We start from the raw sequence: 16,907 nt of genomic DNA on the forward strand, positions 1-16,907 counted from the left end.
GAGGAGCGTAGCGACGAAGCAATCCAGAGTCTTTCCGCGGAGGCAGCCTGGATTGCTTCCGCCTTCGCCAAAGGCTTCGGCGGACACGTCGCTGCGCTCACAATGACGATGGGGCAAGAGGGTAACGGCAGCATGCAGTTCGCTCTGAACGAGGATCAGATCGCGGTTCGCGACATGGCGTTGGCGTTTGCGGCGGAGAAGATCGCGCCGCACGCGCTGCGCTGGGACGAGGAGAAGCACTTCCCCGTCGACGTGATGCGCGAGGCCGCCACGCTCGGCATGGGCGGCATCTACATCCGTGAGGATGTCGGGGGATCCGCGATGACGCGGTTCGACGCGGCGCTGATCTTCGAGGCGTTGGCGACGGGCTGCCCGACCACCTCCGCCTTCATCTCGATCCACAACATGGCGAGCTGGATGATCGATGCCTTCGGCAGCGACACCCAGCGCCATACATGGCTGCCAAAGCTCTGCTCGATGGAGCTGATCGCCAGCTACTGCCTGACCGAGCCGGGCGCGGGCTCGGATGCCGCGGCGCTCCGCACCCGCGCGGTGCGCGATGGCGATCACTACGTTCTCAACGGCCAGAAGCAGTTCATCTCCGGTGCCGGCGGTACTGATCTGCTGGTCGCGATGGTGCGCACCGGCGGCGATGGCCCCGGCGGCATCTCGACCCTCGTCATCGACGGCAAGACGCCGGGCGTCTCCTTCGGCGCCAATGAGCGCAAGATGGGCTGGAACGCGCAGCCGACCCGCGCCGTGATGTTCGAGAACGCCCGCGTGCCTGTTACCAACCGCCTCGGCGAGGAGGGCATCGGCTTCAAGATCGCGATGGCCGGTCTCGATGGGGGCCGCCTCAACATCACCGCGTGCTCGCTGGGCGGCGCGCAAACCGCGCTCGACAAGGCGCGCGCCTACATGAAGGAGCGCAAGGCCTTCGGAAAGCGTCTCGACGAATTCCAGGCGCTGCAATTCCGTCTCGCCGACATGGCGATCGAGCTCGAGGCCGCGCGCACCTTCCTGTGGCGCGCCGCCGCGGCGTTGGACCGGAAGGACCCCGATGCCACCATGCTATGCGCGATGGCAAAACGCTTCGGCACCGATGTCGGCTTCGAGGTCGCCAACCATGCGCTGCAGCTTCACGGCGGCTACGGGTACTTGAGCGAATATGGGATCGAGAAGATCGTGCGCGATCTGCGCGTGCACCAGATCCTCGAAGGCACCAATGAAATCATGCGGCTCATCGTGGCGCGCAAACTGATCGAGGGCGCGCGATGAGTTCGGTGGAAGAGGGCGATCTGGTCGCGCGCGTCGAGGGCGCGGCCGGGGTGATCAGGCTCAATCGTCCCAAGGCCATCAACGCCGTCACGCTGGAGATGTTTCGCGACATCGACAAGGCGCTCGATCGCTTCGAGGCCGATTCCGCCGTCGCCGTGATCGTGCTGGAAGGTGCCGGGGAGCGCGGCCTCTGTGCCGGCGGCGACATCCGCACGCTCTGGGAGAGCTCGAAGGTCAACGGCGACCTCGGCAAGATCCTCTGGCGCGAGGAATACATCCTCAACGCCCGGATCAAGAAATTCCCAAAACCGTATATCGCCTTCATGGACGGCATCGTGATGGGCGGCGGCGTCGGGCTCTCCGCCCATGCCAGCCATCGCATCGTCACCGATCGCACCAAGCTCGCGATGCCCGAAGTCGGGCTCGGCTTCTTTCCTGACGTCGGCGGCACCTTTCTGTTGTCGCGCTCGCCGGGCGAGATCGGCACTTACTTCGGCCTGACCGGCCAGACCATGAACGGGCCCGACGCGATCCACGCCAAATTCGCCGACGCCGTGGTGCCGACGGCCAAATGGCCGGAGCTGCGCGAGGCGCTGACCAAGGTTCGTCCAGGCGTAACTGCGGCCGATATTGGCAAGCTCATCAACGGCTTTGCGACGGCCGAGACCGTGGGACCGGTCGCGGCAAAAGAGCCTGCTATCGACGCATTGTTCGGCTTCGACCGGATGGAAGATATCTTTGCCGCTCTGAAACGTGACGGCTCGGAGTTCGCGCTGGCGACGCTGAAGACGCTCAACGAAAAATCGCCGCGCGGCATGGTGGTGACGCTGAAATTGTTGCGACTGGCGCGCACCGCGTCGAGCCTGGAGGAATGCCTGGTGCGCGAATACCGTGCCGCGCTCGAGGTGTTCCGCAGCGATGATTTTCGCGAGGGCGTGCGCGCGGCCGTGATCGACAAGGACCGCAATCCGATCTGGTCGCCGCCGCGGATCGAGGATGTGACGCCAGAGATGCTTGCGCCGTATCTCGCCGAGATCGGCGCCGACGAGCTGAAGTTCAACTAATCAACGATTGAAGCGGAGGAGACGACAATGGCCACGATCGCATTCATTGGTCTGGGCAACATGGGCGGCCCGATGGCCGCCAACCTCGTGAAGGCCGGCCACAAGGTGGTGGCGTTCGATCTCGTCGAAGCCTCGCGCAATCAGGCCAAGGCCGATGGCGCCGGCATCGCCGACAGCGCCGCGGGCGCGGTAAAGGGCGCCGATGTCGTCGTCACCATGCTCCCGGCCGGCAAGCATGTGCTCGGCGTCTGGAACGAAATCCTTCCCGCGATGACCAAGGGTGCGCTGGTCATCGATAGCTCCACCATCGACGTCGAGAGTGCGAGGCAGGCGCATGCGCTCGCCGGCAAGCACGGCGTGCTCTCGGTGGATGCGCCGGTCTCCGGCGGCACCGGCGGCGCCAAGGGCGCGACGCTCACCTTCATGTGCGGCGGCGAGGAGAGTGCATTCGCGGCGGCAAAGCCCGTGCTGGAGAACATGGGCAAGAAGATCGTGCATTGCGGCGGCGCCGGCGCAGGGCAGGCGGCCAAGATCTGCAACAACATGATCCTCGGCATTTCCATGATCGCGGTGAGCGAAGCTTTCGCACTCGGCGAGAAGCTCGGGCTCTCGCATCAGGCGCTGTTCGACGTTGCCTCGACCTCGTCCGGCCAGTGCTGGTCGCTGACGACCTATTGCCCGGTGCCGGGTCCGGTGCCGACTTCGCCCGCGAACAACGACTACAAGCCGGGCTTTGCCTCGGCGCTGATGGTGAAGGATCTGACGCTGGCGCAGGACGCCGCGAAGGCTGCGGGCGCGGCCACCCCGCTCGGCAAGCATGCGCAGGAGATCTATCAGTCTTTCGACGCAGCCGGGCAAGGTGGGGTGGATTTTTCCGGAATTATCAAGCACGTTCGCAGCCTCGCTGGAAAATAGCGAGGCTTCGTTGCCCGGATGGAGCGAAGCGAAATCCGGGTCAGCTGCTTCCAATGGCGTAGCCGGCCCCGGATTGCGCTTCGCTCCATCCGGGTTACGTTCGAAGATCATTTCGACGGGCCCGGAACATGACGACATTTCAGGACGCGCGCGCGTTTCTGCTCAAGCACCGGACGGATTACGAGACAGCGGTCAAAGGCTTCCGCTGGCCGGATCCGGCTCCCTTCAACTGGGCGCTCGACTGGTTCGACGAGCTGGCGAAGGACGCCGAAGCCAAGGACCGGCCCGCGCTCTGGATCGTCGACGCCGCGCAGGACCGGCAGACAAAACTGTCCTTCGCGGCGCTGTCGAAGCGCTCGAACCAGGTGGCGAATTTCCTCCGCGCGCAGGGCCTGAACCGCGGCGATCATCTTCTGCTGCTGCTCGGCAATGTGGTTCCGCTGTGGGAGACGATGCTGGCGGCGATGAAGCTCGGCGTCGTCGTGATCCCCGCGACCACGCTGCTCACCGCGGACGAGCTGCGCGATCGCCTCGATCGCGGCAAGGCCAAGGCGGTGATCGCCGCCGAGGATCAGGTCGCGAAGTTCGCAAACCTTGGTGCCGAGAACATCGTTCGCATCGTGGTCGGCACGGCTCACGACGGATGGCTCTCCTATGATGAGGCCGCAAAGGCCCCGGAGAGTTTTAGCGCCGACGGCCCGACTAATGCCGACGATCCGATGCTGCTCTACTTTACCTCGGGGACCACGGCAAAACCAAAACTCGTCCGGCACAGTCAGCGCAGCTATCCGGTCGGCCATCTGTCGACCATGTACTGGATCGGGCTGAAGCCCGGTGACGTCCATCTCAACATTTCCTCGCCCGGCTGGGCCAAGCATGCCTGGAGCTGCTTCTTCGCGCCGTGGAATGCGGGCGCCACCGTGTTCGTGGTCAACCAGCCGCGCTTCGATGCCAAGGGCCTGCTCGCCACCATCGGCCGCTGCGGCGTCACCACGCTGTGCGCGCCGCCGACGGTGTGGCGGCTGTTCATCCAGGAGAACCTTGCCTCCTTCAAGGTGAGCTTGCGCGAGGTCTGCGGCGCCGGCGAGCCGCTCAACCCGGAAGTGATCGACCAGGTGCAGGCCGCCTGGGGGCTCACTATCCGCGACGGCTACGGCCAGACCGAAACCACCGCGCTCGCCGGCAACTCGCCGGGCCAGAAGATCAAGATCGGCTCGATGGGCCGGCCGCTGCCGGGCTATCGCGTGCAGATCAGCGATGCTGACGGCCATCCCGCCAGGGAAGGCGAAGTTACACTGGTGCTCGGCGCCGAGCGCCCCGCCGGGCTGATGCAGGGCTATCAGAGCGACGACGGCAAGCTCTCCGGCGCCGAGGGCGAGCTCTATCGCAGCGGCGATGTCGTGTTCGAAGACGACGAGGGCTATCTTACTTTTGTCGGCCGCTCCGACGACGTGTTCAAGTCGTCGGATTACCGGATCAGTCCGTTCGAGTTGGAGAGCGTGTTGCTCGAGCATGAGCTGGTCGCAGAAGCCGCGGTGGTGCCGAGCCCGGATCCGATCCGGCTCGCGATCCCCAAGGCGTTCGTGCTGCTGACCTCGGGCGCGGAGCGGACGCCTGAGACCGCGCTGTCGATCTTCCAGCACCTGCACACGCGGCTCGCCCCGTTCAAGCGCATCCGTCGCCTCGAAATCGTCACCGAGCTGCCGAAGACGATCTCTGGAAAAATCCGCCGGGTGCAGCTACGCAGGCTGGAGCGCGACGATGATCGCAACGATCCGCTGCGCGGCCGGGAATTCCGTGAGGAGGATTTTCCGGAACTGCCGAAAACACGGAGTGAGACCTAAGTAGGCTTGTCATTCCGGGCTCGCGCTTCGCGCGCCCCGGAATGACGGCATTTGGAGTTGCTAAATGAACGAAGTCTGGAAGAAGCCGCCGATTTCCTTGGAAGCCTATCAGGCCATGGTCGGCAGGGAGATCGGCGTGTCCTCATGGCACCTGATCGATCAGCCGCGCATCGACACCTATGCCGATGTGATCGAGGATCATCAGTTCATCCATGTCGACCCTGAACGGGCCAAGAAGGAGACCGCCTTCGGCACCACCATCGCGCACGGCTTCCTGACGATGTCGCTGCTGTCGATCATGTCCTATGAGGTGATGCCCGTGATCGCGGGCACCACGATGGGCGTCAATTACGGTTTCGACAAGCTGCGCTTCATCTCGCCGGTGCGTTCCGGCAAGCGCGTCCGCGGCCGTTTCGTGCTGGCCGAAGCCAAGCTCCGCAAGCCCAACGAGCTGCAGTCCCGCACCAACGTCACCGTGGAGATCGAAGGCGAGGACAAGCCGGCGCTGGTCGCGGAGTGGCTGGGTTTGATCTATTTCGCGTAGGGCGGCCGGGCTTGACCCGGCCAGCCATCGCTGCTCAAAAGCCTGTCAATTTGATGGATGGCCGGGTCGAGCCCGCCCATGACGACTAGCATGTAGGAAAGCACTCATGGCAATCAGGTTCGACGGACGCGTCGCCATCGTCACCGGCGCGGGCAATGGTCTGGGGCGTGCGCATGCGCTGGGACTGGCCAGCCGCGGCGCCAAGGTCGTCGTCAACGATTTCGGCGGCGCGCGTGACGGCACCGGTGGCTCGCTGTCGCCGGCCGAGACCGTGGTCGAGGAAATCCGCAAAGCCGGTGGCACCGCGATGGCGGATGGCGCCGACGTCTCGAATTTCGAACAGGTCACCGCCATGGTCGAGCGCGCCACCAAGGAATGGGGCAGCGTCGATCTCTTGTGCGCCAATGCCGGCATTCTGCGCGACAAGTCGTTCGGCAAGATGGAAGCGGCCGACTTCCAGAAGGTGCTCGACGTGCATCTCGTCGGCACCTTCTATTGCTGCAAGGCGGCCTGGGCCGGCATGCGCGACCGCAATTACGGCCGCATCGTGCTGACGACGTCGTCCTCCGGCCTCTACGGCAATTTCGGCCAGGCCAATTACGGCGCGGCCAAGTCCGGCATGGTCGGCCTGATGAACGTGCTCGCCGAGGAAGGCCGCAAGTCCGACATCCGCGTCAACATCATCTCGCCGACGGCGGCAACCCGCATGACGGAAGAGCTGCTGCCGCCGCAGGCGCTGCAATTGATGAAGCCGAACGCGATCACGCCCGCGGTCGAGTACATGCTCAGCGAAGACGCTCCGACCCGTACCATCATGGGCGCCGGTGCTGGCTCCTTCGCGGTGATCAAGATCGTGGAGAGCGAGGGCATCAACCTGCCGGAGACCGAATGGACGCCGGACGCGGTGGCCGCGCATTTCGCGGAGATCAGCGACATGTCGAAAGCCAAGGCGCTGACCGGGGCGTTCGAGCAGACGCAGAAATACGTGGCGCAGGCCGCGGCGCGGGCGGGGATCAAGCTCTGACCGACGTCGCCGTCATCGGGGCCGGTCCCGCCGGGCTGATGGCGGCGGAGGTGCAGGCGCAGGGCGGCGCGCGCGTCACCGTGTACGACGCGATGCCGTCCGCGGGCCGAAAATTCCTGATGGCCGGCCGCGGCGGGCTCAATCTCACCCACAGCGAACCGCTGTCGGAATTCATGGCGCGCTATCGCGAGGCGGCGCCGAAGCTGCAGGCGGCGATCGAGGCGTTTTCGCCCGAGGCGTTGCGCGCGTGGAGCGAAGCCCTGGGTGAGCCGACCTTCGTCGGCACCAGCGGGCGGGTGTTTCCAAAAACGTTCAAGGCCTCGCCCTTGCTGCGCGCGTGGCTCCGGCGGCTCGATGCGAGCGGCGTGCGGTTTGCCTTTCGTCATCGCTGGACCGGCTGGAATGACGAGGGGCGGCTGGTGTTTCGAGCGCCCGATGGCGTGGCGGTCGTCACTGCCAACGCCACCGTGCTCGCGCTCGGCGGCGCGAGCTGGCCGCGGCTGGGGTCGGATGGCAGCTGGGCCGACATCCTCGCCGCGAAGGGCGTTGCCATCTCAAAGCTGCGGCCGGCCAATTCCGGCTTCACGGTCGCCTGGTCCGATGTGTTCCGCGACCGCTTCGAGGGCCAGCCGCTCAAGGGCGTGGCGCTTACGATCGGCGCGCATACGGTGCGGGGCGAAGCCATGATCACGCGTAGCGGCATCGAAGGCGGCGCGATCTACGCGCTGTCGGCGGAGTTGCGGGAGGCGGTGCTCAGTCTCGGGCAGGCGACGCTTTTGATCGCATTGCGGCCGGACCTCGACGCCGCCGCCCTGACCACGCGGCTATCAGGGACACGCGGCAAGCAATCGCTCGCGAACTTCCTGCGCAAGGCGGCGCAATTGTCGCCGGTCGGAATCGGCCTGATGCAGGAGGCCGCCATCGTGTCCGGCCGGCAACTGGCCGCGTTCTCGCCCGCCGAGCTTGCGCATCTGATCAACGCCATTCCGGTTCAGCTCACCGGCGTTGCCCCGATCGATCGCGCGATCTCGACTGCGGGCGGGATCACCTTCGATGAGCTCGATGGCAGCTTCATGCTGCGAAAATTGCCCGGCGTGTTCGCCGCCGGCGAGATGCTGGACTGGGAGGCGCCGACCGGCGGCTATCTGCTGCAGGCCTCGTTCGCGACGGGAGCCGCCGCGGGCAGGGGCGTGCTGGCGTGGCTCGCCAGGTCGTAGGGTGGGTTAGCGAAGCGTAACCCACCACGTCTGTATCTGCATCGAGAGGAGTGGTGGGTTACGCCTTCGGCTAACCCACCCTACCAGAGCAATGCCTACCGCAACTTCCCGCGTGCCGCCACCGGCAGCGTGCCGATGATCTCCTCGCCGCGGACCATCACCACCTCGTCCATCATGTTGACGACGACACAGACGTGGTTGGGCACGATGCGGACGACGTCGCCGACATTGGGCCGAGTGTTGCTGCGGGAGAGATCGAGGAAGCCGTGCTCCTCGGCGAAGCGCGCGATCTTGGCTTCGGGGTGCTCCAGGATCAGGCCGTGGCCGTCGAGACCGCCGGTATCCGTGGTCAGCGTCTTCGAGCCGGCATCGAGAATGCCGCGCTCGGGTGCGGCGCGGCTGACCACGGTCGAGTAAATATGCAGCGCGCAATCGTCCCAGGTCGCCGAGCCCGCAGCGACCTGCATGCGGTCGTTGTAGATGTAGGTGCCGAAGCGATGCTCGGTGCCGCCCTTGAGCTTGCCGATGTTCTTCAGGTTCGGCGTGCCGCCGGTCGAGACGATTTTTGCGTCCAGCCCGTGCGCGCGCACGCCGGCCAGCGCTTCGTCGTAGAATTTTTGCGCGTCCGCCCAGCCGGTCTCGGTCGGGTAGAGCATGAAGCCGGCGAATTGCAGCCCCTTCGATCCCGCGATCTCGCGCGCCAGCGCAATGGCTTCCGCGGGCGTCTCGACACCGGCGCGCTTGCGCCCCGTGTCGCATTCGACCACGACCGAGAGCGGACGGCCCGACGCCGCCGCAGCCTTGGGCAGGCCGGCAACGACGGTGGAATTGTCGGCGGCCACCGTCATGTTGGCCTTGGCCTGCAGCGCACCGAGCCGCGCCATCTTCTCTTCGCCGAGGAGATTGTAGCTGATCAGGATGTCGTCGATGCCGGCATTGGCCATGATCTCGGCTTCGCCCAGCTTCTGGCAGGTGATGCCCTTCGCGCCGGCCGCGACCTGCATCTTGGCGATGGTCGGGTTCTTGTGGGTCTTGATGTGGGGACGGTTGGCGATTCCGGCCTCGTCGCAGGCCTTCTGGATCCGCGCGATGTTGCGCTCGACCTTGTCCATGTCGATGACGGCGCAGGGCGTGCCGTATTCGCGGGCGATTTTTGCGGCGAGGGGAGTTGTCATGGGAGTCTCTCAGTTGGCGCGCATTCTGATCGCAAAACCGGTGCCCACTTTTGCGGAATGCGCGCTAGGCCTGCTCTATTTCTTCACGAAGCATTTCAAGTTCGAGCCAGCGCTCTTCAGCGGCAGACAGTTCATCATGCGCCTTCGCGATAGCGGCGGAGGTGTCGTCGAATGTCTTGCGATCTTTCGCATAGAGATTGGGATCGTCGAGCACGCGCTGCAGTTTTGCAATATCGGCCTGCAGCGTTTCCATTTTCTTCGGCAGCGTTTCCAGCGCGTGCTTCTCGTTGAAGCTCAGCTTGCGTTTCGGTGTGGAGGCGGGAGCAGCGGCGCGCTCCTCTCTCTTCTCCGCAACCGGCTGGGCCTTCGCCGTTTCGCGCTTCAAATCCGCGCCGCGCTGGGTCAGCATGTCGCTGTAGCCGCCGGCATATTCGGTCCACTTGCCGTTGCCCTCGGGCGCGATCACGGAGGTGACGACGCGGTCGAGGAAGTCGCGGTCATGGCTGATCAGGATGACGGTGCCCTCGTAGTCGCCGAGCATGTCTTCGAGGACGTCGAGCGTTTCGAGATCGAGGTCGTTGGTCGGCTCGTCCAGCACCAGCAGGTTCGAGGGTTTTGCCAGTGCGCGCGCCAGCATCAGCCGGCCGCGCTCACCGCCCGAGAGGACTTCCACCGGCGTGCCGCGCTGCTCCTGCGCGAACAAAAAGTCCTTCATGTAGCCGACGACGTGCTTCGGCTTGCCGCCGACCATGATCTGGTCGCCGCGCCCGCCGGTCAAGGCTTCAGCCAGCGTCGATTTCGGATCGAGGCTTTCGCGGTGCTGATCCAGCGTCGCTACCTCTAGATTGGCGCCGAGACGTAGGGTGCCGGAGTCCGGTTCCCCGCCGCCGGTGAGCAGATTGACCAGCGTGGTCTTGCCGGCGCCGTTCGGTCCGATGATGCCGAGCCGGTCGCCGCGCTGGATGCGCGTCGAGAAATTCTCGACGATCTTGCGCTCGCCATAGGCCTTGGTGACGCCCTTGGCCTCGATCACCAGCTTGCCGGATTGCTCTGCTTCGGCCGCCGCGAGACTGGCGGTGCCGGCCGTGCCGCGATAGTTGCGCCGCTGGTCGCGCAGCGTATGCAGATTGGCGAGGCGCTTGACGTTGCGCGTGCGCCGGCCGGAGACGCCGTGGCGCAGCCAGTGCTCTTCGTCGACGATCTTGCGGTCGAGCTTGTGCTGGTCGCGCTCTTCTTCCGCCAGCACCTCGTCGCGCCAGCTCTCGAACGAGGCAAAGCCACGATCGATCTGCTTGATCCGGCCGCGGTCGAGCCAAGCCGTGGAGCGCGAGAGATTGGTGAGGAAGCGGCGGTCGTGGCTGATGATCACCAGCGCGCTGCGCCTGGAGTCGAGCTCCTGTTCCAGCCATTCGATGGTGGCGAGATCGAGATGGTTGGTCGGCTCGTCCAGCAGCAAAATGTCAGGCGAGGGCGCGAGCACATGCGCCAGCGCCGCGCGACGGGCCTCGCCGCCGGAGAGATTATGCGGGTTCTCGTCACCGGTCAGGCCAAGCTGCTCCAGCAGGTAGCGCGCCTGGTGCTGATCGTCGCCGGGCGCGAGACCGGACTCGACATAGGCAAGCGTGGTCTTGTGCTCGCCGAAGTCGGGCTCCTGCGGCAGGTAACGCACGGTGGCGCCCGGCTGCACGAAGCGCGTGCCGCCGTCGGGCTCGACGAGGCCGGCCGCGATCTTCAGCAGCGTCGACTTGCCCGAGCCGTTGCGGCCGATCAAACAGACGCGCTCGGATGGCGCGACGTTGAGCTCGACGCCTGACAGCAGCGGCGTGCCGCCAAAGGTCAGCCTGATGTCCTTGAGTTGGATCAGCGGCGGCGCCATGTCAGCCCTGACTCAAATTCTGGCTCGTAGCGGCCTGATCGGCACGGCGGCGCTGGATCCGGCGCAGCGTCTGGTCGAGCGCCGAGAGGAAGGCGGAACGGTCGCGCGGTGCGAATGATCGCGGGCCGCCGGTGACCTCGCCGGCCGAGCGCAGATCCGTCATCAGATTGCGCACCGCCAGCGTCATCCCGATCGACTCTTCCGTGAACGGCTTGCCGTTCGGGGCGATCACGTCAGCGCCGGCCTTGACGCAGCGGCTCGCAAGCGGAATGTCCGATGTCACGACGACGTCGCCGGACTTGACGCGTTCGACGATCCAGTCGTCGGCGGCGTCCATGCCGGCGCCTGCGGCGATACGCTCGATCAGCGGATCGTGCGGCACGCGGATGAAATTGCCGGCGACCACGCTCACGGGCACGCCGTGCCGGAGCGCGACGCGATAGATCTCGTCCTTCACCGGGCAGGCGTCGGCGTCGACATAGATGCGGGTGGGGGTGTCAGTCATTCGCCGCGTGGTACCCCATTCGGGCCGCAAAGGCGAGGGGATTGACCGGTGTTCCCTGGGGCCTACGATCAGCCCGAAACAACAAGAACAGGGAAGATGTCCCCATGCCGGACCGGCTCGAAACCTGGCGCGTCGAGGCCTACAACACCGCCAAGCAATCCGAAAACAAGATGCATGACGACACCGTGGCGCGCCGCTTCGGCTTTTCCGGCGGGCTGGTCCCCGGCGTTGATGTCTTCGCCTACATGATGCACGTGCCGGTGGCGCGGTGGGGCCGTGATTTTCTGAGCCGCGGGCTCATCGAGGCCCGCTTCATCAAGCCGGTCTATGATGGCGAGCCCGCCGATGTCGATGCGACCGAGCATAACGGCTTGCTGACGATCGAAGTGTTCAGCCGCACCGAGCTCTGCGCGACAGGTACGGCCTCGCTGCCGGCGGCAGCGCCGGCGGTGTCGCTGAGCGACTATGTCGCGGTCCCCGTGGTCGCCGAGCGCAAGCCGGTCAGTCCGGCGACGTTCGAGACGGGCAAATGGCTGGGCACCGAGCCGCGCCGGTGGGCCGGGCAGGACGCGACCGACTATCTCGCCGATGTCAGGGAAACCGATCCGATCTTTGCGCGCGAAGGGCTCGGTCATCCCGGCCTGATCCAGCGGGTCATGAACCGCGTGCTGGTCGACAACACCATTCTGGGCCCGTGGATCCACGTCGGCAGCCGCATGCAGCTGCTGTCTGCGGGACGCACCGGCGACGAGATCACCGCGCGGGCCAAGGTCACGGCGAATTACGAGAAGAAGGGCCACCGCTTCGTCGAGCTCGACGCGCTCGTCGTCGCCAACGGCACGACGCCGCTCGCGCATTGCCAGCACATTGCGATCACCCAGCCGCGCGAGCAGGCGGCGTAGGCGGAAATAAGCACATCGTCACCACGTCGTCATGCCCGGGCTTGTCCCGGGCATCCACGTTCTCCGTGCCTCGTGGCAAGCCGTGGATGGCCGGGACAAGCCCGGCCATGACGACTGAGAAAGGGCAGCCTTACGCCGCCTTGCCCTTCGCGTCCTGAATGGCCCGCCACACGCGCTCCGGGGTCAGCGGCATGTCGATCTGCTTGATGCCGTGGTCCGAGAGCGCGTCGAGCACCGCGTTCACCACCGTCGACAGGCTGCCGGCGCAGCCGGCTTCGCCGCAGCCCTTGCTGCCGAGCGGATTGGTCGTCGCGGGCACCGGGTGATCGCCGACCGTCATGTTGGGAACGTCCTCAGCGCGCGGCAGCGCGTAGTCCATCAGCGAGCCCGTAATCGGCTGGCCGCTCTCGTCGTAGCGGATGTGCTCCATCAGCGCTTGCCCGATGCCCTGGACCACGCCGCCATGGAGCTGGCCTGCGACCAGCAGCGGGTTGATCACCGTGCCGAAATCGTTGACCGCGCTGTAGCGCACGATCTGCACCACGCCGGTTTCGGGGTCGATCTCGACCTCGGCGACATGACAGCCGTTCGGGAACGCCGAGGCGACTGGTTCGCTGGTGTGATCGACGTCGAGGCTATCGGGCACGCCCTCCGGCGTCTTGCCGTCATGCAAGCGCTTGGCGAGCTCCATGATGTCGATACTGCGATCGGTGCCGGCGATGGTGAAGCTGCCGCCTTCGAATTCGATGTCGGCTTCGGACGCTTCGAGCATATGCGCCGCTGCGCGCTTGCCTTTCTCGATGACGAGCTTTGCAGCCCCCACGATGGCCTGGCCGGTTGCCGTGATCGAGCGCGACCCGCCGGTGCCGTTGCCGGTATGGACGATGTCGCTGTCGCCCTGCACCAGCTTGACGCTCTCGAAGGGAACACCGAGCTGCTCGCTCAGCACCTGCGCGAATGGCGTGGCATGGCCCTGGCCGTAATCGAGCGTGCCGGTGATGAGCTGCACGGTGCCGCCAGCGTCGAACACGATCTTTCCCAGCTCCGGGCTCGGCGGCGCCGTGACCTCGAGATAGGAGCCGACCGCGATGCCGCGCAGCTTGCCGGCCTTCCTGCTCTCCTTCTTGCGCTTGGCGAAATTCTCGTGGTCGGAGATTTCGAGCGCCTTGTTGAACACGGCCTGGAAGTCGCCGCTGTCATAGGTGACGCCGGAGGACGCCGCGAACGGCATCTGGTTCTGCTTGATGAAATTGCGCTTGCGCAAGGTCAGCCGGTTGATGCCCATCTCGTCGGCAGCGCGATCGATCAGCCGCTCCATGTAGTAGTTCGCCTCGGGCCGGCCGGCGCCGCGATAGGCGCCCATCAGCGTGGTGTTGGTCAGCACCACCTTGATGTCGACTGCCATCAACGGCGTGCGGTAGACGCTGGAAAAATTCTTGCCGGTATTGAGCGAGAGCGGCCCGGGCGCGACGCCGGTGATGTAGGCGCCGAGATTGCCGTAGCCGGACAGCTTGGCCGCGAGGAAATGCCCTTCGGCGTCGAGCGCCAGCTCGGCATGGATCTTCTGGGCGCGGCCGTGGCTGTCGGAGAGGAAGGCGGTCGAGCGCTCGTCGAGCCACTTCACCGGCTTTCCCAATTCCTTCGCCGCATACAGGATGCACATGTACTCGGGATAGTTGATGTTCTTCATGCCGAAGGAGCCGCCGACATTGGCGGTGAGGATGCGCACTTTCTCGTTCGGCACCTTCAGGTTCTTGGCGAGGTTGGCGCGGTTGCCGGCGACGCCCTGCGTCGGCACCTGAAGCGTGTAGCGCTCGGTCTTCTTGTCGTAGGAGGCAAGGCCGACGCGCGGCTCCATCGAGACCACGGCGACACGGGTGTTTTCGATGTCCATCCTGGTGACATGGGCGGCGTCGGCGAAGGCGGCGTTGACCTTCTCCATGTCGCCATAGTGGTAGTCGAGCGCCACGTTACCAGGAATGTGCTCATAGAGCTGCGGCGCGCCGGGCTTGGCCGCTTCCTCGGGATCCGTCACGGCTGGCAGCGGCTCGATATCTAGCTCGACCGCCTCAGCCGCATCGCGCGCCTGCGCCAGTGTCTCGGCAACCACGAAGGCGACGGGATCGCCGACGAAGCGGACCTTGTCGGTCGCCAGCGGCTGGCGGTTGGTCTGGAGCAAAGGCGAGCCGTCGCGGCTCTTCAGCGGCAGGCCGCAGGTGAAGGGGCCATAGCCGGCGGCATCGAGATCCCTGCCGGTCCACACGCCGAGCACGCCCGGCATCGCCTTGGCGGCGTCGATGCCGATGCCGCGGATGATTCCATGGGCGTGGGTGGAACGGACGACCACGGCATAGGCCTGGCCGGGCAGGTTGAAATCGTCGGTATAGCGGCCCTTGCCGCGCACCAGCGTGTCGTCCTCCTTGCGGCGGACGGGTTGCCCGACGCCATATTTTTGCAGTGCAATAGCGTTTTCGAGCGTGGACGATTTGGTGTGTTCTTGCATGGAATTGACCTGAAAAGCCGGCATTTGCGCATTTTCGCGGCAGCGGGGCACCGGACTCCATTGAGATAACCCACCACCCCGTTCACGACAACGCACGAATGGGCATGGTCCCATGTGATGCGTTGTTGCGCAGGCCGGCTGCGCTGCTAATGTTTCAGGCGAAAAATCAATTCCAGACCGGCCCGACCGGCCGCGGAAAGACAGTTTGTATGAATGACCACACGCGGCTCCGCGATGGCCATGCGCCGCACGGTGAGCTGGAGGGGTCGATGGCGGCGGTGGCGTTGGCCACCGACCCGGCTGTCGGCGCGCAGGCGTCGGGAACCGGCGTCTATGCGGCGCTGGACCTCGGCACCAACAATTGCAGGCTGCTGATCGCCTGTCCGACCCAGGACGGCTTTCGCGTCGTCGATTCCTTCTCGCGCATCATCCGGCTCGGGGAGGGGGTCTCGTCGACCGGCTGCATCAGCGAGGCCGCGATCGAGCGTGCCATTGCTGCGCTCAGCATCTGCCGTGACAAGATCAATTTGCGCAAAGCGCGCCGGTTGCGGCTGATCGCGACCGAAGCCTGCCGCGCCGCCTCGAATGCGGAGGGGTTCCGCAGCCGCGTCGCGGCCGAGACCGGCATCGAGCTCGAAGTGATCGACCGCGAGACCGAGGCCGCGCTCGCCGTGCTCGGCTGCTCGCCGCTGGTCGACCCCAGGGGCCGCGGCGCGATCCTGTTCGACATCGGCGGCGGCTCGACCGAGCTGGTGCGGATCGAGCGCGATCCGCAAAATCCGGAGCCGCGGATCAAGGCCTGGATGTCGATCCCCTACGGTGTGGTCACGCTCGCCGAGCAGTTCGGCGGCCGCGACGTGACGCCGGAGATCTACGCCGCGATGGAGCAGGAGGTGGCGAACCACGTCGCGCCGTTCGCCGAAGTCCACGGCGGCGATCTCGCCGACATGCACCTGCTCGGCACCTCGGGCACGGTGACGACGCTCGCCGGCATCCATCTCAACCTCGCGCGCTATGACCGCCGCCGCATCGACAGCATCTGGATGAACGATTCCGACATCACCGCGACCATCAACAAGCTGCTCGGCATGAGCTACGAGGAGCGCGCCGGCAACAGTTGCATCAGCGTCGAGCGCGCCGATCTCGTGCTCGCCGGCTGCGCCATCCTCGATGCGATCCGCCGCGCCTTTCCGCTGCCGCGCCTGCGCGTCGCCGACCGTGGCCTGCGCGAGGGCATGCTGGTCGAGATGATGCGCGAGGACGGCGCGCTCAGGAGCTGGTGAGATGGCCAAGGACACCACCGGCCGCTTGCACGTCCAGGTCAAGACCAAGGTCAAGACCGGCGGCAAGCGCAAATTGTCGTCGAAGCTGTGGCTGGAGCGGCAGCTCAACGATCCCTATGTCGTGAAGGCCAAGGCGGCGGGCTACCGCTCGCGCGCCGCGTTCAAGCTTCTGGAGATCGACGACAAATTCCGGGTCTTGAAACCCGGCATGGCCGTCGTCGACCTCGGCGCGGCGCCCGGCGGCTGGAGCCAGATCGCGGCCAAGCGCGTCGGCTCGGTGGAAGGCAAGGGCAAGGTCGTTGCCATCGATCTGTTGGAAATGCCGGAGATCCCCGGCGTGGATTTCGCGCAGCTCGACTTCATGGCTAACGATGCGCCCGAGAAGCTGACCGCGATGCTGGGCGGCGGCGCCGATTTCGTGATGTCCGATATGGCCGCCAACACCACCGGCCACCGCAAGACCGACCAGCTCCGTATCGTCGGCCTGGTCGAGACCGCCGCGGCGTTTGCGTGCGACGTGCTCAAGCCCGGCGGCGCGTTCCTGGCCAAGACGTTCCAGAGCGGCGCCGATGCCGATCTGCTCGCCCAGCTCAAGCGCGATTTTGCGACGGTGCGTCACGTGAAGCCCGCGGCGAGCCGGCAGGATTCCTCGGAACGCTACGTGCTGGCGACGGGATTTCGGGGCGGGGCTGCCTGAGCCAATCTCCGCTGTCGTCCCGGACAAGCGGAGCTCCCGACAACGCGTAGCGTTGTCTGGAGCGAAGCGCCGATCCGGGA

At 65.8% G+C, this 16,907-nt stretch carries 14 protein-coding genes; 10 read left to right on the forward strand and 4 right to left on the reverse strand.

Annotated features, from left to right (window positions below):
* The first annotated feature begins 132 nt into the window (after nucleotides 1-132).
* The 7 genes from XI03_RS23235 (at nucleotide 133) to XI03_RS23265 (ending at nucleotide 7,886) form a co-directional block, all read left to right on the forward strand.
* Nucleotides 133-1,278 (forward strand): isobutyryl-CoA dehydrogenase, encoded by a 1,146-nt coding sequence (locus XI03_RS23235; protein WP_038946439.1) that lies wholly within the window; start codon nucleotides 133-135, stop codon nucleotides 1,276-1,278.
* Nucleotides 1,275-2,342: an enoyl-CoA hydratase/isomerase family protein gene (locus XI03_RS23240; protein ID WP_271593445.1), complete on the forward strand. Its 1,068-nt coding sequence runs from the start codon at nucleotides 1,275-1,277 to the stop codon at nucleotides 2,340-2,342. The genes XI03_RS23235 and XI03_RS23240 overlap by 4 nt, the downstream gene beginning before the upstream one ends.
* A gap of 6 nt (nucleotides 2,343-2,348) precedes the next feature.
* Entirely contained in the window at nucleotides 2,349-3,257 is a 909-nt protein-coding gene (gene mmsB / locus XI03_RS23245) for a 3-hydroxyisobutyrate dehydrogenase (protein WP_304489545.1), read from the forward strand.
* Between the two features lie 128 nt (nucleotides 3,258-3,385).
* Complete coding sequence (locus tag XI03_RS23250) at nucleotides 3,386-5,101, forward strand: AMP-binding protein (protein ID WP_271593446.1); 1,716 nt, start codon at nucleotides 3,386-3,388, stop codon at nucleotides 5,099-5,101.
* Between the two features lie 64 nt (nucleotides 5,102-5,165).
* Nucleotides 5,166-5,645: a MaoC family dehydratase gene (locus tag XI03_RS23255; protein ID WP_271593447.1), complete on the forward strand. Its 480-nt coding sequence runs from the start codon at nucleotides 5,166-5,168 to the stop codon at nucleotides 5,643-5,645.
* 106 nt (nucleotides 5,646-5,751) lie between these two features.
* Nucleotides 5,752-6,669 carry an SDR family NAD(P)-dependent oxidoreductase gene (locus XI03_RS23260; protein WP_028145118.1) on the forward strand — a complete coding sequence of 306 codons (918 nt, stop codon included), beginning with the start codon at nucleotides 5,752-5,754 and terminating at the stop codon, nucleotides 6,667-6,669.
* Complete coding sequence (locus XI03_RS23265; RefSeq protein ID WP_271593499.1) at nucleotides 6,666-7,886, forward strand: NAD(P)/FAD-dependent oxidoreductase; 1,221 nt, start codon at nucleotides 6,666-6,668, stop codon at nucleotides 7,884-7,886. Before XI03_RS23260 ends, XI03_RS23265 begins: the two co-directional genes overlap by 4 nt.
* 95 nt (nucleotides 7,887-7,981) lie before the next feature.
* Here the strand turns inward: XI03_RS23265 and XI03_RS23270 are convergent, their stop codons facing one another.
* The 3 genes from XI03_RS23270 to XI03_RS23280 form a co-directional block, all read right to left on the reverse strand.
* Nucleotides 7,982-9,061 carry a D-TA family PLP-dependent enzyme gene (locus XI03_RS23270; RefSeq protein WP_271593448.1) on the reverse strand — a complete coding sequence of 360 codons (1,080 nt, stop codon included), beginning with the start codon at nucleotides 9,059-9,061 and terminating at the stop codon, nucleotides 7,982-7,984.
* Nucleotides 9,062-9,125: 64 nt separating this feature from the next.
* Entirely contained in the window at nucleotides 9,126-10,937 is a 1,812-nt protein-coding gene (locus XI03_RS23275) for an ABC-F family ATP-binding cassette domain-containing protein (protein WP_271593449.1), read from the reverse strand.
* 1 nt (nucleotide 10,938) lies between these two features.
* Nucleotides 10,939-11,442, reverse strand: a complete 504-nt coding sequence (locus XI03_RS23280) for a YaiI/YqxD family protein (RefSeq protein ID WP_038972538.1) — start codon at nucleotides 11,440-11,442, stop codon at nucleotides 10,939-10,941.
* 104 nt (nucleotides 11,443-11,546) lie between these two features.
* On the opposite strand from XI03_RS23280, the gene XI03_RS23285 reads away from it, so the two are divergent.
* Entirely contained in the window at nucleotides 11,547-12,344 is a 798-nt protein-coding gene (locus XI03_RS23285; protein ID WP_271593450.1) for a hypothetical protein, read from the forward strand.
* 130 nt (nucleotides 12,345-12,474) lie between these two features.
* Here the strand turns inward: XI03_RS23285 and XI03_RS23290 are convergent, their stop codons facing one another.
* Complete coding sequence (locus tag XI03_RS23290; RefSeq protein ID WP_271593451.1) at nucleotides 12,475-14,847, reverse strand: xanthine dehydrogenase family protein molybdopterin-binding subunit; 2,373 nt, start codon at nucleotides 14,845-14,847, stop codon at nucleotides 12,475-12,477.
* Between the two features lie 209 nt (nucleotides 14,848-15,056).
* Here XI03_RS23290 and XI03_RS23295 point away from each other — a divergent pair, with 209 nt between their 5' ends.
* Nucleotides 15,057-16,130 (forward strand): Ppx/GppA phosphatase family protein, encoded by a 1,074-nt coding sequence (locus XI03_RS23295; protein WP_271593452.1) that lies wholly within the window; start codon nucleotides 15,057-15,059, stop codon nucleotides 16,128-16,130.
* A gap of 1 nt (nucleotide 16,131) precedes the next feature.
* On the forward strand, nucleotides 16,132-16,827 hold the full coding sequence (locus XI03_RS23300; protein ID WP_271593453.1) for an RlmE family RNA methyltransferase: 696 nt from the start codon (nucleotides 16,132-16,134) through the stop codon (nucleotides 16,825-16,827).
* The last annotated feature ends 80 nt before the right edge of the window (nucleotides 16,828-16,907 follow it).

The organism is Bradyrhizobium sp. CCBAU 65884, from assembly GCF_028128835.1.
Taxonomy (GTDB): Bacteria; Pseudomonadota; Alphaproteobacteria; order Rhizobiales; family Xanthobacteraceae; genus Bradyrhizobium; species Bradyrhizobium ottawaense.

What these genes read in the sequence shown, in the direction of transcription:
- XI03_RS23235 (WP_038946439.1), top strand. Translation starts at nt 133, where the DNA reads ATGCAGTTCGCTCTGAACGAGGATCAGATCGCGGTTCGCGACATGGCG.
- XI03_RS23240 (WP_271593445.1), top strand. Translation starts at nt 1,275, where the DNA reads ATGAGTTCGGTGGAAGAGGGCGATCTGGTCGCGCGCGTCGAGGGCGCG.
- XI03_RS23250 (WP_271593446.1), top strand. Translation starts at nt 3,386, where the DNA reads ATGACGACATTTCAGGACGCGCGCGCGTTTCTGCTCAAGCACCGGACG.
- XI03_RS23255 (WP_271593447.1), top strand. Translation starts at nt 5,166, where the DNA reads ATGAACGAAGTCTGGAAGAAGCCGCCGATTTCCTTGGAAGCCTATCAG.
- XI03_RS23260 (WP_028145118.1), top strand. Translation starts at nt 5,752, where the DNA reads ATGGCAATCAGGTTCGACGGACGCGTCGCCATCGTCACCGGCGCGGGC.
- XI03_RS23270 (WP_271593448.1), bottom strand. Translation starts at nt 9,061, where the DNA reads ATGACAACTCCCCTCGCCGCAAAAATCGCCCGCGAATACGGCACGCCC.
- XI03_RS23275 (WP_271593449.1), bottom strand. Translation starts at nt 10,937, where the DNA reads ATGGCGCCGCCGCTGATCCAACTCAAGGACATCAGGCTGACCTTTGGC.
- XI03_RS23280 (WP_038972538.1), bottom strand. Translation starts at nt 11,442, where the DNA reads ATGACTGACACCCCCACCCGCATCTATGTCGACGCCGACGCCTGCCCG.
- XI03_RS23285 (WP_271593450.1), top strand. Translation starts at nt 11,547, where the DNA reads ATGCCGGACCGGCTCGAAACCTGGCGCGTCGAGGCCTACAACACCGCC.
- XI03_RS23290 (WP_271593451.1), bottom strand. Translation starts at nt 14,847, where the DNA reads ATGCAAGAACACACCAAATCGTCCACGCTCGAAAACGCTATTGCACTG.
- XI03_RS23295 (WP_271593452.1), top strand. Translation starts at nt 15,057, where the DNA reads ATGAATGACCACACGCGGCTCCGCGATGGCCATGCGCCGCACGGTGAG.
- XI03_RS23300 (WP_271593453.1), top strand. Translation starts at nt 16,132, where the DNA reads ATGGCCAAGGACACCACCGGCCGCTTGCACGTCCAGGTCAAGACCAAG.